13 protein-coding genes are annotated in these 13,388 nt (G+C 43.6%); 9 read left to right on the top strand and 4 right to left on the bottom strand.

Features of this window, described 5'->3' with window-relative positions; all coding sequences use genetic code 11:
• Positions 1-5: 5 nt before the first annotated feature.
• Both purB and ACFGVR_RS18275 read left to right on the top strand, forming a co-directional pair.
• Positions 6-1,346, top strand: coding sequence for an adenylosuccinate lyase (gene purB / locus ACFGVR_RS18280; RefSeq protein WP_448698824.1), 1,341 nt, complete (start codon positions 6-8; stop codon positions 1,344-1,346).
• A gap of 167 nt (positions 1,347-1,513) precedes the next feature.
• Positions 1,514-2,062, top strand: coding sequence for a NifU family protein (locus tag ACFGVR_RS18275; protein ID WP_448698823.1), 549 nt, complete (start codon positions 1,514-1,516; stop codon positions 2,060-2,062).
• A 391-nt stretch (positions 2,063-2,453) separates the two neighbouring features.
• Here ACFGVR_RS18275 and ACFGVR_RS18270 read toward each other — a convergent pair whose 3' ends face one another.
• Entirely contained in the window at positions 2,454-3,212 is a 759-nt protein-coding gene (locus tag ACFGVR_RS18270; RefSeq protein ID WP_448698822.1) for a C40 family peptidase, read from the bottom strand.
• A 98-nt stretch (positions 3,213-3,310) separates the two neighbouring features.
• Between ACFGVR_RS18270 and ACFGVR_RS18265 the strand changes: the two genes are divergently transcribed.
• Positions 3,311-4,261: a bifunctional helix-turn-helix transcriptional regulator/GNAT family N-acetyltransferase gene (locus tag ACFGVR_RS18265; RefSeq protein WP_448698821.1), complete on the top strand. Its 951-nt coding sequence runs from the start codon at positions 3,311-3,313 to the stop codon at positions 4,259-4,261.
• 57 nt (positions 4,262-4,318) lie between these two features.
• Here ACFGVR_RS18265 and ACFGVR_RS18260 read toward each other — a convergent pair whose 3' ends face one another.
• On the bottom strand, positions 4,319-4,672 hold the full coding sequence (locus tag ACFGVR_RS18260) for a 4Fe-4S dicluster domain-containing protein (RefSeq protein ID WP_448698820.1): 354 nt from the start codon (positions 4,670-4,672) through the stop codon (positions 4,319-4,321).
• Positions 4,673-4,779: 107 nt separating this feature from the next.
• Between ACFGVR_RS18260 and ACFGVR_RS18255 the strand changes: the two genes are divergently transcribed.
• The 4 genes from ACFGVR_RS18255 (at position 4,780) to ACFGVR_RS18240 (ending at position 7,742) form a co-directional block, all read left to right on the top strand.
• Complete coding sequence (locus ACFGVR_RS18255; RefSeq protein ID WP_448698819.1) at positions 4,780-5,847, top strand: acyl-CoA reductase; 1,068 nt, start codon at positions 4,780-4,782, stop codon at positions 5,845-5,847.
• 185 nt (positions 5,848-6,032) lie between these two features.
• Complete coding sequence (locus ACFGVR_RS18250) at positions 6,033-6,671, top strand: NAD(P)-dependent oxidoreductase (RefSeq protein WP_448698818.1); 639 nt, start codon at positions 6,033-6,035, stop codon at positions 6,669-6,671.
• A gap of 180 nt (positions 6,672-6,851) precedes the next feature.
• Entirely contained in the window at positions 6,852-7,055 is a 204-nt protein-coding gene (locus ACFGVR_RS18245) for a fructose-6-phosphate aldolase (RefSeq protein ID WP_448698817.1), read from the top strand.
• 3 nt (positions 7,056-7,058) lie between these two features.
• Complete coding sequence (locus tag ACFGVR_RS18240) at positions 7,059-7,742, top strand: cell division ATP-binding protein FtsE (protein WP_448698816.1); 684 nt, start codon at positions 7,059-7,061, stop codon at positions 7,740-7,742.
• Between the two features lie 43 nt (positions 7,743-7,785).
• Here the strand turns inward: ACFGVR_RS18240 and ACFGVR_RS18235 are convergent, their stop codons facing one another.
• Positions 7,786-8,631, bottom strand: a complete 846-nt coding sequence (locus ACFGVR_RS18235; RefSeq protein WP_448698814.1) for a transglutaminase-like domain-containing protein — start codon at positions 8,629-8,631, stop codon at positions 7,786-7,788.
• A complete protein-coding gene (locus ACFGVR_RS18230) occupies positions 8,628-9,389 on the bottom strand; it encodes a peptidase (protein ID WP_448698813.1) in 762 nt (253 codons plus the stop codon). The genes ACFGVR_RS18235 and ACFGVR_RS18230 overlap by 4 nt, the downstream gene beginning before the upstream one ends.
• Positions 9,390-9,625: 236 nt before the next feature.
• Between ACFGVR_RS18230 and ACFGVR_RS18225 the strand changes: the two genes are divergently transcribed.
• Together ACFGVR_RS18225 and ACFGVR_RS18220 are read left to right on the top strand one after the other, a co-directional pair.
• Positions 9,626-12,070 carry a glycoside hydrolase family 2 TIM barrel-domain containing protein gene (locus ACFGVR_RS18225; protein WP_448698812.1) on the top strand — a complete coding sequence of 815 codons (2,445 nt, stop codon included), beginning with the start codon at positions 9,626-9,628 and terminating at the stop codon, positions 12,068-12,070.
• A 61-nt stretch (positions 12,071-12,131) separates the two neighbouring features.
• On the top strand, positions 12,132-13,055 hold the full coding sequence (locus ACFGVR_RS18220) for an AlbA family DNA-binding domain-containing protein (RefSeq protein ID WP_448698810.1): 924 nt from the start codon (positions 12,132-12,134) through the stop codon (positions 13,053-13,055).
• Positions 13,056-13,388: the final 333 nt, after the last annotated feature.

Below are 13,388 nucleotides of genomic sequence, written 5' to 3'. Positions count from 1 at the left end.
AGAGAATGCTTTCACCACTTTCGGCGGTATCACCTGTTGATGGCCGTTACTACAATACTACTAAAGAACTTTCGTCTTATTTTTCAGAAGCCGCACTGATCAAATACAGGGTATTTGTTGAGATTGAATATTTCATCGCTTTATGCGAGATACCGCTGCCTCAACTGCAGCATTTTGACAAATCACTTTTTAAAAAGTTACGGGATATTTATCAAAATTTTTCGGAGAACGATGCTCAGGTTGTTAAAGATACGGAAAAAATAACAAACCACGATGTAAAAGCGGTAGAATATTTTATTAAAAGCAAGTTTGACGAATTTGGCTTATCCGAGCATAAGGAGTTCATTCACTTTGGGTTAACATCGCAGGATATTAACAATACGGCCATACCCTACTCGTTTAAACTGGCTATCGACGAAATTTACCTGCCCAACATCAAAGCAGTTATAGCTCAGCTTAACGCCTATGCCGAAGAGTGGAAAAACATACCGATGCTGGCGCATACCCACGGGCAGCCGGCATCGCCGACAAGGCTTGGCAAAGAAATTATGGTGTATGTTGAACGCCTGGAAGCGCAATTGGAGCTGTTTGCGCAAGTACCTTACTCGGCTAAATTTGGCGGGGCAACCGGTAACTTTAACGCACACTTTGTAGGCTATCCGGCTAACGACTGGAAAGCATTCGGCAACAGCTTTGTAAATAATACCTTAGGGTTAAAACGTTCGCAAAACACCACACAGATTGAGCATTACGATAATTTTGCGGCACATTGCGATGCACTGAAACGTATCAATAACATTTTGATCGACCTTGACCGGGATATGTGGACGTACATATCGATGAATTATTTTAAACAAAAGATCAAGGCAGGCGAGATCGGTTCATCGGCTATGCCGCATAAGGTTAACCCGATCGACTTTGAAAACTCGGAAGGTAATTTGGGTATTGCCAATGCTTTGTTTGAACATTTAGCAGCCAAATTGCCTATTTCGCGCTTGCAGCGTGATTTGACTGATTCGACCGTGTTGCGTAATATCGGTGTTCCGGTAGCACATACGCTGATCGCGATGAAATCGACCATGAAGGGTTTGGGTAAATTGCTGCTGAACCAGGCGGCCTTAAATGCGCACCTGGAAGCTAACTGGGCCGTGGTTGCCGAGGCCATACAAACTGTGCTTCGCCGGGAAGGATACCCCAACCCATACGAGGCATTAAAGGAACTGACCCGTACCAACCAGGAGATCAATGCCAATACGATTGCTGATTTTGTGGAAACGCTGAATGTTGGCGAAGATGTGAAGGCGGAGATCAGGATGATTAGTCCGGGTAGTTATACAGGGATTTGAAAAAAAGAAATATCGAATACTGAATGATGAAGTAAAAAACTTTGATATTCGTCATTTAACATTCAGCGTTCGATATTCAAGGTGTCATTTACAGGTCATACTATAGCGAGTGTGTTTGAAACTGGAAAAAGCTAAGTAATTTTGTCGTATCATATTTAAGAAAAGTCATGAATATCAACGTATATACCGAATCGACCCCGAACCCGGCAACAATGAAGTTTATTGTAAACAAGTTGCTGATCAACGGCAGTGTTGACTACCCTACTAAAGAGAGTGCCGAAAAATCGCCTTTTGCCAAAGAGTTATTCAAGTTTTCTTTTGTTAACGGAGTTTTCTTCGCCAGCAACTTTGTAACGGTTACCAAAACCGAAGGCAGCGACTGGAACGATGTGGAACCAATTGTGAAAGAATTTGTAAAGGGCGCGGTTGAATCTGAACTATTGGTTCAACTGAAAGAGCAGGAAGAAGTTGTTTTTGAAGGCACTGAGTCGGAAATTAAGATCCAGCAGATATTACAGGATTACGTTCGCCCGGCTGTTGAGCAGGATGGCGGCGCAATAACTTATAAATCGTTTAACGAAGGTGTGGTTACCGTGGAGCTACGTGGCTCGTGCAGCGGCTGCCCATCGTCAACCATTACGTTAAAATCGGGTATCGAGAACCTGCTTAAACGCATGGTGCCTGAGGTTACCGAGGTGGTATCGGAAGCAATGTAAGACCGCTGATTTTTTTGATTACGCTGATTCCGTTGATTATTGAAGGAAATTTCAGTGATTTTAAAAATGATTTCACCGATAAAAATCAGCGAAATCATTTAATCATACGAGAATCAGCGGTAAAGACTGTTTTTTACTATAGTTTGATTGAATACCAGTTTGCTTATGCGGGCTGGTATTTTTGTTTTGTATCCCGTATTAAAAACGATGGTATTGCGGGAAAGAGCGCAGTGATGACGTGGCAATCGCTTGCTATACAGAGCGGCTTAGCAGAGCGTACACCTTTCTCCGTGCGATTGCTTAGTTCCTCGCAATGACACGTAAGTGATATGCTTGCCGTAGACCAGTCACCCGCAGAAGATCTCTCACTATCGTTCGAGATGACATCGTTTTAAATATACCTCTTAATTATCCTCAGCTTATGCGTATATTTTTTCTGCTCGGCTGAGTAGATGCCCTGATCGTCGATCTGATCCATTTTTACCCTGCCGGATGCGTGGATGATCATTTCGTTATTGAGCATGATGCCTACGTGGGTGATACGGCCCTCTTCGTTATCAAAAAAGGCAAGGTCGCCTAAGGTAGCGCCTTGTAAAAAGTCGACCACCTGCCCCTGGTCGGCCTGTTGCCAGGCGTCGCGACGTAAATTAACGCCCTGGGTACGTAAAACCGCCTGTGCAAAACCCGAGCAGTCGATACCAAAGTGTGTACGGCCTCCCCATTGGTATGGCGTATTAATGAACGAATAAGCTATCTCCAACAGGTTTTCCATGTTGCCGTTGGTGTCGACGCTAAAACTATCGCTTCCGACGGTACATTTGCCGTTGGCAAAAAATGGCAATGTGCTTCCAAAAGGTATGTATAACAATGAGTTGTCAGCTTCTTTTAAAGCTGCGGCGACGAAGGACCTGGTGGTTACGGTTTGGGGCGACGAAACTTTTGTATAAGTATCAGCATCTATCGGTGCGAACTGCAATTCGTTAAGCCAGCCTTCGTAACCGTCGAAACCGGTGATGATGCGCAGCCAGTTTTCGTGGCGCTCCATAATTTCGAAGGTTTCGCCAAATAACAACTGCGATACCTGCTCGGCGGCGTGTTTAGGCTGTGCACGTAAAGGCACTACTGCCAGGTTAGCTATTCCGTATTCCATAAGCGCAAACTTAGACTACTGGTAAAACTTAACAAAACATTTGGAAATATAAATCTGTCGTCATAAATTTGGTAAGTACTTACGTAAATAGTTTTATTATGAATATTGGCATAATTGATGAACTGGAGGAGTTAGCCATCGGCGCGCGAATGAAGAGGCTTTACGAAATGTTCTCGAAAGACGTAACCCTGATCTATAAGGATCAGCAGCTTGAATTCGAACCCAAGTATTTTACGCTTTATTACCTTTTAAGCAGAGAGGGCGAAACCAGCATTACCGACCTTGCTGATAAACTTAACCTTACCCACCCCGGCGTGATCCATTTGGCGGGTGAATTAGAGAAACTGGGCTATATCGAATCTTTCAAATCAGCCAAGGATAGCAGGAAGCGCATGCTCAGGCTTTCGAAGAAGGGTAAGGAATCGTTAGCTAAATTTGATGAGGTATGGGTAAAGATCAAGAGGTTAAATAAAGAGCTGTTCGAAAGTCAGCAATACAATTTGTTAACGGCAATTAAAGAAACCGAAGCGCTGTTAGCAAGCCAGCCGTATTATGAACGGTTTCAAGCTATGTTTTCGCCGGTAGCTGAAAGTGAGATACAGATACTGGACTACAGACCGGAATTAAGCAAGTACTTTAAAGGCTTAAATATTGAATGGATAAACACCCATTTTACCGTTGAGCAGCACGACCTGGAGCAACTGAACCATCCGGAAGAGCATATTTTAAATGATGGAGGCGCCATATTATTTGCCAAACTGGGGAGTGAGATAGCCGCTACCTGTGCACTGGTTAAAACCGGGGAAGCAGAATACGAATTAGCTAAGATGGCTGTCAGTCCGCGTTTCCGCGGCCGTAAAATTGGTGAACGGATATTGTTGGCCACCGTTGATAAGGCCCGTCAGCTAAACGCCAAACGCGTGTGGCTCGAATCAAACACCAAATTAGTGCCTGCAATTAATCTGTATAAAAAATCGGGCTTTATTGAAATACCAATCGACGCATCGCCTTACGCGCGTGCTGATATCAGAATGGAGATACATCTGTAAACAAAAAGGGAATACATTTAAAAATGTATTCCCTTTTAACTATAATCGTTTAAAAAATTATCCTTGTATGTGCAGCCATTCTTTTTTGGCCAGCAATTCTTCTTTAGTTTCGCGCACGTCTTCATCGTCTACACAGCAATCAACCGGGCAAACGGCAGCGCATTGTGGCTCATCATGAAAGCCAACACACTCGGTACATTTATCAGGTACTATATAATAAACATCGTCGCTTAAAGCCGCCTGGGTTTCTTCGGCATTTAAGGTATTACCATCGCCAAAGTCTATAACTCCCTTTAAATCAGTACCATCAGAGAAACGCCACGCTGCGCCTGCATCATAAATAGCATTGTTTGGGCATTCAGGCTCACAAGCTCCGCAGTTGATGCATTCGTCAGTGATTTTTATTGCCATGTTTTTTTTATAAATATATATCTAACTAAAATTAACTTTGCCCTTCGGCTCTTACGCTGCAAATATAACAAAAAATCCGTTTTGCAGTTTCACTCAATGCCATTAATATGTCACAAGCAAAAAAAATATACTTAATCGATAGACTTTCGCAGTTGGGAGCACAATTAAGCGATCCCGATGAGCAATTATCAGCCATTATACAAAGCGAGCAACATTATAATGCCTGGTTTACCCCGTTGAACACCCTGAACGCGGTTAAGGCTATCGGGAAGATGCTTAATGGTGAAGACCTGGAAAGATGGCTCGATATGGAAGATGGAAAAGGTAAGATGGATAATGGAGAAAACACATCTTCCATCGTACCTCATCCCTCTTCCATCAAAAAAATTGGTTTAATATTAGCCGGTAACATCCCCTTAGTTGGTTTTCATGATGTGCTGTGTGTGCTGGCAAGTGGTCATCACGCTGTGATCAAAGCTTCGAGCCAGGATGCGAGACTGATCAAATACATTTTGTACATGCTTGTTGAGATTGCACCAGAGTTTAAAGACAGCTTTAGCTTTGTTGATCGGCTGGCCGGTTTTGACGCCGTTATCGCTACAGGAAGCAATAACACCTCGCGTTATTTTGAGTATTATTTTGGCAAGGTACCGAACATTATCCGCAAAAACCGCAATAGCGTGGCCGTGCTTACCGATAAGGAAAGTACAGAACAGCTGTTTTTATTGGGGCATGATATTTTTGATTTTTTTGGGTTGGGATGCCGCAACGTATCGAAGCTGTTTGTACCTAAAGGCTATGATTTTGTGCCCTTTTTTGAAGCTATAGAGCCTCACCAGCCGATCATCAACCATCATAAATACAATAACAATTACGATTATAATAAGTCGATTTACCTGGTTAACGGCGATAAGCATTTTGACAATGGTTTTTTGCTGCTGAAGGAAGATGAGCGGATGGCCTCGCCCCTGGCGGTTTTGTATTTTGAATACTATGATGACCTGGACAATGCGCAGATACGGCTGGCCGGTTTAAACGAACAGATCCAATGCATCGTAAGCGATGCCGAATTACACCTGGATAATCAGATCGTCGGTTTCGGCGAAAGCCAGAAGCCTAAACTGTGGGATTATGCAGATGGTGTGGATACGATGGCATTTTTGGCGGGGTTGTAACCTGATGTGCAGATGAGTAAATGTGCAGATGTGCAAATTCTTTTAGCGATTAATGCTATCTTAGTGGCATCTTACTGTCTTAATAAAATATTGAACGAACTCTAAACGCAGGCTATCTCTGGTCTGCAGGCTTTGCATTACTTTTTGATGCAGGCTATTTCATTATTTTATTAAAAGACAATCACATGAATCAACATATAACAGTCGCCGTTATCGGCGCTACCGGTAAAGCCGGTAAATACCTCGTCAAACAACTTTTGCAGGATGGATATAGTGTTAAAGCCCTAATCCGTAAACCGAACGCATATACCCTCGCCCACCCGGAGCTCCGTGTTGTAGAAGGCGATATTCAGAATATACCGGCAATCAAAGAGCTGTTAACTGAGTGCGATGCAGTGATCAGCACGCTGGGGCAAGGCAAGGACGAGCCATTGATATCGGGCCCGGCAGCAATCAACATCACTACCCTAATGAAACAATGCGGCATTAAACGCTACATTTTTGTTTGCGGGTTGAATATTGATGTACCTGGCGACGGGAAAAGCGAGCAAAACATTGCCAAATCCGAATGGATGCGCAGCAATTTCCCGGTTGTGGTAGCGGATAAGCAAAAAGCTTATGATATTGTTACCGCAAGTGATATTGATTGGACGATGGTGCGTTTGCCGATGATTATACAGACCGAGGAAAAAGGGAAGCTGGCAATAAGCCTTGAAGATTGCCCCGGCGAAAATATCAATACCAGTGATCTCGCTGATTTTTTGATCAGTCAAATTGATGACAAACAATTCATCAGGAAATCGCCGTTTGTGGCGAGTAGCTAATAAAAAACAGGGTGCCCCGATCTGGGGTGCCCTATATAACCTGATGTTTATAATTTCACTCCTTAAATTATAAACGGATTACTACCTTTGAGAAAAAGATCATGGTTGATGGTTGATGGTTCATAGTTTAATAAAATTATGAATGACCAATGAACTATGAGCTATGAACCATGAACTAAAATGTATATCATCAAAGTAAAAGGCGTTGCCAAAATACCCGATTATGTACAGCTGCGCGATGAAAAATTTACCCTGCTGGCCTATTTCAGGATAGACAGGCCGGAAAAATCGCTGGATAAGGTTGGGCTTGCGGATAAGGCCGAATATATAATGAATATTGTAAAAGAGCTGCCATTCGGGCAGATACTAAAACTGGAACTCTGAGCTATGATCGGTAATTCTGTTATAAAATTAAGCGGTGTTGATGTTTTTCAACAAAAACACCTGGTATTGTCGTCGGTAAACCTGCATGTGGATAAAGGCGATTTTGTTTGGCTGATCGGTCAAACCGGGTCGGGCAAGAGTAGTTTGATGAAGATAATTTATGGTGATTTAAAAATCAATAACGGCGAGGGCCATGCCTGCGGGTACGACCTGAAAAAATTGACGGATAAAGAAATTCCGTTTTTGCGCCGTAAGCTGGGCATCGTTTTCCAGGATTTTCAATTGCTGACCGATCGTACCGTAGCCCAGAACCTGGAGTTTGTAATGAAAGCTACCGGCTGGAACGATAAAAACCTGATAGCCGAGCGTACCAAAGACGTTTTAGAAAAAGTGGGCCTGCGCTCAAAGATCAATAAAATGCCGCACGAGCTTTCGGGCGGTGAACAGCAGCGTGTGGTTGTTGCCCGCGCTTTGCTGAATGACCCGGAGATTATTTTAGCCGACGAACCTACCGGTAACCTTGACCCCGAAACATCGGAAGATTTGGTGATGCTGTTGAAACAGATCAGCCAGAGCGGTACCGCTGTTTTGGTTGCTACGCACGACTACCAGATCATTAGAGCTTTCCCGTCACGGATTATTAAATGCGAAAACGGTAAAGTGTTAGAGGACGTGCAGATAGCTTGAACGGGTAGCAGTGTTTAGTAGCAGTAGCAGCTAATACCGCATTCTACAAATAAGTAAACCCGAAATGCTTTTTACCGTCGTAGTAAACGGGTTCAAAGTTATCTTCGGCCAATTCGCAGTTTGCCGAGGTAGTGCTACAAATAACGTTACCGAAAATGGTAGCAATGGCTGTATCGGCAGCATCGCGACCGGTAGCAATCTTCACCAGGCCGTTTAGCGGTGCCAGATGTGTGGCATCAAACACTACCCATTCGCCGCCTAAAAATGCCTCAAAGCAAGCGTGAAAATCCTGTGGTTTTAGCATGTAAGAGTAACCGGTAAAGTACCTTGCCGGGATATCCAATGTGCGGCAAAGCGCTATACCCAGGTGTGCAAAATCGCGGCAAACGCCGGCCTGTTCGGTGGCGGTATCATAAGCCGAGGTTTGCGAATTGGTAGAGCCGCTGAGGTATTCAACGTTATCGTGGATCCATTTGGTAAGGGCCAGCACTTTTTCAAAGGCATTGCTGATCTTACCAAAACGGCTGTTGGCAAAACGGTGCAACTTATCCGACTGGCAATAACGGCTTGGATACAGATACGGCAACACCGATGGATCGAGCTGCGTTACCGGCACACTATCCAGTTTACCGCCATCAATTTTTTTAAAGGAGGTATCAACCAAAGCCTGGTAATAGATACTCACAAAGCAAGGTTCGGGAATTTCTACACGTACATACCGGTTTTCGGTGTGCTGCGATTTTAGTTCTTCAATTTTAAAGTAAGGTTCAATGTTGAACGATTCTTCGAGCACGGTTTGACCCGAAGTACGCAGGGTGTGGATGTTCCATATAAATGTACTGGGTCCTTTTACATCGTACCCTAATTGCCCTGTTACTTTAAACTTCATACTTTTTTACCCTTCTTATCCTTTTTATTTTCTTTGCCGAGCTGATTAAACACGCTATCCATCCATTGGTTTGAAATACTTTTCAATGCCGATTTAAGTTCTTTATCCCATTGTGCCGAAACCCGCTGCAGGTCTTCTTTTTCGTAATGATGTTCTACCATGTTAAAGCTTCCGTTCTCATAAAGGGCGATGTCTATCGGAAAGTCGACATCGGCTGCACTGATACGCGTTGAATCGAACGACAGGAAACCGGCTTTAAGTGCCAGCTTTAAACTGGTATCCCGGTTCAATATCCGATTTAAAATCGCCTTCCCCTGTGCGGCATTACCAATGATCACATACGGTGCCCCCTCGCCCAGTTCAACCCAGTTACCTTCGGGATAGAGCAAGAACAATTTGTGTTCGTCATCATCCTTCATTTGTCCGCCGATGATGGTATTGAGGTTAAACTTAAAGCCTGATTTCTCGAGGGTAGCTTTATCCTCTGTAGCTACACGTTTTACCTGTTCGCCAAAAGCGTTAACCACTTTATAAAGCTTGTTATAACTGTCGGATTCCGTATCCAGCAACTCATCAAAATAAACGATGGCTTTATCGCGTACCGAGCGTAAGCCGCTGGTCATGATAAACAGGGAACAGTTTTCCTTTTGAAATACCGACAGTTTCTTTTTAATGGTAACATCAGTACCGCTAGTAATGCGGGTATCGGCTATAGCCACAAGGCCTTTCTTTACTTTAATGCCTAAGCAATAAGTCATGATAGTAGGGTGTTTATGAACGCCACAAAGTAAGCTATAATTTGGTGTTAAGCGATGCCTGCAGAAACAATAATTTATCAATCATAACCAGGCAGTATCACGCCCTCAATATTATGCGTAATTGGCTTATCAGTAAACTATTTTGGCTGCTTTTAGTGTACTAATCACACTTACTTTTATTGCTGCAGCAAAAATGTTTAGTTTGCGGTTCGATTTAAACCGATCTCCGCATAATTATGTCGCCTGTAAAAAAAGTATTGTCAGTTCTGTTAGTTGTTGTCAGTGGGTTTGCACCTGCCCTAGCCCAGCAAAAAATACGTTTAACCAATAACTGGGAGTTTATAAAACAAGACCTGGGTGGTGTTTGGGAAGCCGTGCGCCCTATCCCTGCGCCCGATAACCCCGAGGCAGTACCTGTATGGCAAGCCGTTACTTTACCGCATTGCTTTAACAGTCGCGATGCGGTTGATCCTGCGGGCAATTACTACCAGGGGCCAGGATGGTATCGCACCAAACTTGATATCCAAAACAATTATACCAACGGCCGCACATTGCTCCATTTTGAAGGCGCGGGCCAAAAAACCGAGGTTTATGTGTATACCACTAAGGTGGGATATCATTTAGGCGGTTATGACGAATGGACGGTGGATATTACCGATGCTGTGGCCGAGTTTAAAAAGACCGAGGCCTTTACGAAACGTTTTAACGGTAAAGTGCCGATCGAGATCCGCTGCGATAACTCGCGCGATGTGGAAAGTATTCCTTCGCGGATGTCGGATTTTTGTGTGTATGGTGGGTTATACCGTTATCTTAATTTAGTGTATGCCCCTGCCCTGTCGCTGGATAAAGTTTTTGCAGCAGCGGAAGTGGATAAGGATGGTAAGATGGGTAAACTCAACATCAAGGCCCGTTTTTATAATCCCGGCAAGGTAAGCCAGGCAAATGTACAAGTGGTGATCAGCGACCCGCGCGGTAAGGTGATCAATCAAACAAGCAGCAAACTGAGCAGCTTAAATGCTGATGAACCTATTGGTTTATTCGCGGTGAAAAACCCGGTGATCTGGTCGCCATCAAATCCGCAATTGTATACTGTTGATGTAACTGTGACCAGCGATGCAGGCACTGTAAAACAAACCGAAAAGGTAGGCTTCCGCAATTTTGAGTTTGTAGATAATGGCCCGTTTATGCTGAACGGCAAACGTTTGCTATTACGCGGCACACACCTGCACGCCGATCAGGCCGGTGTAGCAGCCGCCATGACCGAGGATATGACGCGCATTGATCTGCAGATGATCAAAGATATGGGCGCCAATTTTATCCGTTTGGGACATTACCAGCAATCGAAATTGGTGCTTGACCTGTGCGACAGCCTGGGGCTGCTGGTTTGGGAAGAAACGCCCTGGTGCCGCGGCGGCCTTGGCAGCGATGTGTATAAAAATCAGGCCCGCAGCATGCTCACCAATATGATAGAGCAGCATTATAATCACCCGGCCATCATCATCTGGAGTTTGGGTAACGAGAACGACTGGGCCGGCGATTTTGAGGAATTCGACAAGCAAAAGATCCGCGCCTTTATGAGCGAGCAGAACGATCTGGCGCACCGCCTTGACCCATCGCGCAAAACAGCCATCCGCCGCTGCGATTTTTGCAAGGATATTGTGGATGTGTATTCGCCTACCATTTGGGCGGGCTGGTATGGCAAGGGTTTGTACACCAATTATAAAGACCTGGAAGAAAAAGGTTTTAAAGGAGTTAAGCACTTTTTACATGTGGAATGGGGCGGCGACAGCCACCAGTTCCGTTTTTCGGAAAACCCGGAATATGTAAAACCTAAAACCAAAAAACCTGGCGATACTACCAAAGTTGAGGTAAGCTACTCGAAGGATGGCGACTGGAGCGAAAGCTATATCTGCAACCTGTTCGACTGGACGCTGAAAGAGCAGGAAAGCATGCCCTGGTTAACCGGTACCGCTTTCTGGACCTTTAAGGATTTCGCTACTCCCCTGCGCCCGGACAACCCGGTGCCATTTATTAACCAGAAGGGTGTTGTAGCGCATGACCAGACCCCTAAAGAAGAATATTACGTAGTGCAATCGTACTGGGCCGAAAAGCCCATGGCGCATATTTACGGGCATACCTGGCCGGTGCGCTGGGGCGATGCCGGTGAAGAAAAGATGGTAAAAGTGTTTTCTAACTGCGATGAAGCCGAATTATGGGTGAACGGCAAAAGCTACGGCATTAAAAAACGTAACAGCCAGGATTTCCCCGCAGCGGGCCTGCGCTGGAACGTAGTATTTAACAAAGGCAATAACCATATCAAGGTGATCGCTAAAAAAGGTAAAACCACCATTACCGACGAGATTGACCAGCAATACCAAACCGACAAATGGGGCAAACCTGCCAAACTGGTGATGGAAAAAATTGGCGAGAAAGACGGTATTGCTACCGTGCAGGTAAAACTATATGATGCTAATAACGTGCAATGCCTTGATGCTGCCAACTGGATCAATTTCTCCCTTGCCGGGGACGGTATTTTACTGGATGACCTGGGTACTTCGACAGGCTCGCGCAAGGTACAGGCTTATAATGGCCGCGCGCAGATATCGGTTGACATGCGGAAAGGTAAAAGTATGGTTGGTGTGGCGAGTGTTGGGTTGAAGAGTGTGTTTGTGGAGTTATAGGGTCAGGTTGTTTATTTGTGATTAGTTGCTTAGTATTGAGTATTATATAAAGGAGCACACGATGTGGAATCAAGACAAGTTGCAGGAATACATTGATAATCAAATAGAAGAAAATATTAATCTTGATTATAAAGCTTCGGGTTCTTTGCAAAATACTGACAGCAAAAAGACAGAAATCTCTAAAGACGTATCTGCATTTGCTAACTCCAACGGTGGGTTAATTATCTATGGCATGACCGAGAAACAAGTTGGGGCCCAATATTTACCAGATTGCATTGATCCTATCGATAGAACATTGTTCTCAAAAGAAACTTTGGAACAAATTATTAATTCAAGAATAAATCCAACTATTCATGGTATTTTAATTCACCCCATTACAATTGGCTCTGCCGCCAATAATCAGGTTGTGTATGTTGTTGAAATTCCACCAAGTAATACGGCACATCAAGCTTATGATAAAAAATATTACAGAAGATATAATTTTCAGTCAGTGCCGATGGATGATTGGGAAATTAAAGACATAATCAATAGACAAACAAGAACACAGGCTGAAATTAACTTTAGACCATGCTTTTCTAAAGTGATAGAAAGTGTTTGGCTTAGTAGTGATAAATCAGTTCCTATGGAATACGAAGTCTTGGCAACAAATGTTGGACAATTAGTAATACATCACGTAGATTTTATTATCGCAGGTTCTAAAAATGCGGTCGATTATGTATATAACAGCACAGTAAATGGCAACAAAGTAGAACATTATTTCACTAATGAAGTGCACCATAAGTTGAATTTAGAAGGTAATGAGTCAACTATAAATATTCAACGAATGCCAATCTTATCTCAAACTTGGAAAGTGATTGGAAAAATTAAATTTTCATCAGAGTTTCTTAAAAGTGATAATAAATTAAGATTAACTATTATCACAGATGACAATAGAACCAGTCGAACATTAACAGGGAAAGAAATATTAAAAGAATTAATGGAATAATTGGTCTATTTCACCAGACTGGGTTTATGGAGTCGTGAAGTGATTTTACAAAAAGGGTCACAAAGAAAAAACATAGTACAGAGGGCATTTATTTGACTCCCCGCTATCCGAAGTCAGAGACTTCGGATGAATATGTATGTAGTCTGAAGACTACTGGGCATATAGGTTCGAAGTCTGGAGACTTCGAACAGCAGAGGAGATATACTAAAAAAGTTTAGGCCCATAGACGAGGAATAAAAATGCTGTAACAGACTGAAGATATGTTGATGAGTCTATGGTCCCGATAACTGAAAGGTTGTCGGGACTTTTTAGTTATGATATTTGTCCCCGACC

This window comes from Mucilaginibacter aureus, from assembly GCF_053514885.1.
The sequence above is the reverse complement of the archived record's forward strand: the minus strand, read 5'-3'. Positions and strand labels throughout refer to the sequence as shown.

Coding starts and splice junctions, on each gene's coding strand:
- ACFGVR_RS18250 (WP_448698818.1), top strand. CDS start 6,033: ATGAATCAACATATAACAGTCGCCGTTATCGGCGCTACCGGTAAAGCC.
- ACFGVR_RS18260 (WP_448698820.1), bottom strand. CDS start 4,672: ATGGCAATAAAAATCACTGACGAATGCATCAACTGCGGAGCTTGTGAG.
- ACFGVR_RS18240 (WP_448698816.1), top strand. CDS start 7,059: ATGATCGGTAATTCTGTTATAAAATTAAGCGGTGTTGATGTTTTTCAA.
- ACFGVR_RS18225 (WP_448698812.1), top strand. CDS start 9,626: ATGTCGCCTGTAAAAAAAGTATTGTCAGTTCTGTTAGTTGTTGTCAGT.
- ACFGVR_RS18230 (WP_448698813.1), bottom strand. CDS start 9,389: ATGACTTATTGCTTAGGCATTAAAGTAAAGAAAGGCCTTGTGGCTATA.
- ACFGVR_RS18255 (WP_448698819.1), top strand. CDS start 4,780: ATGTCACAAGCAAAAAAAATATACTTAATCGATAGACTTTCGCAGTTG.
- ACFGVR_RS18270 (WP_448698822.1), bottom strand. CDS start 3,212: ATGGAATACGGAATAGCTAACCTGGCAGTAGTGCCTTTACGTGCACAG.
- ACFGVR_RS18220 (WP_448698810.1), top strand. CDS start 12,132: ATGTGGAATCAAGACAAGTTGCAGGAATACATTGATAATCAAATAGAA.
- ACFGVR_RS18245 (WP_448698817.1), top strand. CDS start 6,852: ATGTATATCATCAAAGTAAAAGGCGTTGCCAAAATACCCGATTATGTA.
- purB (WP_448698824.1), top strand. CDS start 6: ATGCTTTCACCACTTTCGGCGGTATCACCTGTTGATGGCCGTTACTAC.
- ACFGVR_RS18275 (WP_448698823.1), top strand. CDS start 1,514: ATGAATATCAACGTATATACCGAATCGACCCCGAACCCGGCAACAATG.
- ACFGVR_RS18235 (WP_448698814.1), bottom strand. CDS start 8,631: ATGAAGTTTAAAGTAACAGGGCAATTAGGGTACGATGTAAAAGGACCC.
- ACFGVR_RS18265 (WP_448698821.1), top strand. CDS start 3,311: ATGAATATTGGCATAATTGATGAACTGGAGGAGTTAGCCATCGGCGCG.